The sequence below is a fragment of the Bartonella senegalensis OS02 genome, assembly GCF_000312545.1.
Lineage (GTDB): Bacteria > Pseudomonadota > Alphaproteobacteria > Rhizobiales > Rhizobiaceae > Bartonella > Bartonella senegalensis.
This window is the reverse complement of the sequence record NZ_HE997560.1, coordinates 1-808: the sequence shown is the minus strand read 5'-3', so window position 1 is coordinate 808 and position 808 is coordinate 1. Positions and strand designations below refer to the sequence as shown.

1 pseudogene is annotated in these 808 nt (G+C 43.8%); it reads right to left on the bottom strand.

What is annotated here, in order from left to right:
* Positions 1 to 142: 142 nt before the first annotated feature.
* Positions 143 to 693: pseudogene (locus BN200_RS08390) on the bottom strand (hypothetical protein).
* Positions 694 to 808: the final 115 nt, after the last annotated feature.

The following is an 808-nucleotide window of genomic DNA, read 5'->3' as shown; positions in this document are numbered from 1 at the left end:
GGTGCTAAGGTATCTATTCTTATCCGCCCATTGAGAAACCGTATACGGTGGGTCCGGTTGTCTTGCATCATTGGCATTGGCGAAAAATTCTTTAACAGCATTCTCATCCATTATTCATTCTTTGCTTGCCCCAAAAACGCTCTCATTCTGGAGGTTGAGGATCATGATAAGGAACTGGAATATGAACAGCTTCAAGCAAAGCCTTTCGTATGTAATAATCAATGGCACCTATCAGGCTTGCAGCATCACACCCAACCTGTGCAGCAATGCTGCTCCAAAACGGTGCGGGAAATTCAACATGGCATCACGGTGTGCTCTTCCAAACTCACGGGCGGCTCTCTTTACTTCTTCACGGTCAACGGTTGTTTCGCGCAAACGTTCAAGGGCAATCTTTTCGCTTTCAAGGGCAACTTGCATTCGCTCCAGTTTAATTTTGTATTCGTTGGCACCCTCTGATGAGATTTGTTTGATCTTTGTCCGCGGTTGACCATCTGGTGCTAAAAATGGGGTAGGGCGCTTTGTTGGATTCTCATTCCATATGGCTGTTGCAAGCGCTTCATTAACAGAACCATCTTCAAAAAGAGCTGTGTCAAATTTACCTGTTTTAAAACGCGAAACCACCGCATTGGGCGAAACACGCATCTTTTTTGCAAAGGCACGAAGCGATAAACCTTTTCGAGATTTCTTAGTCATTTTTGCTCCTTGCTTTCTTCTGTCCCCTAAGAAGTAAGGAATTACGGCGTATCAGGATAAAGAGAGATTTATGGTACCAACTGAAGCTTCAATATGATAAGAAAATACTTCACAC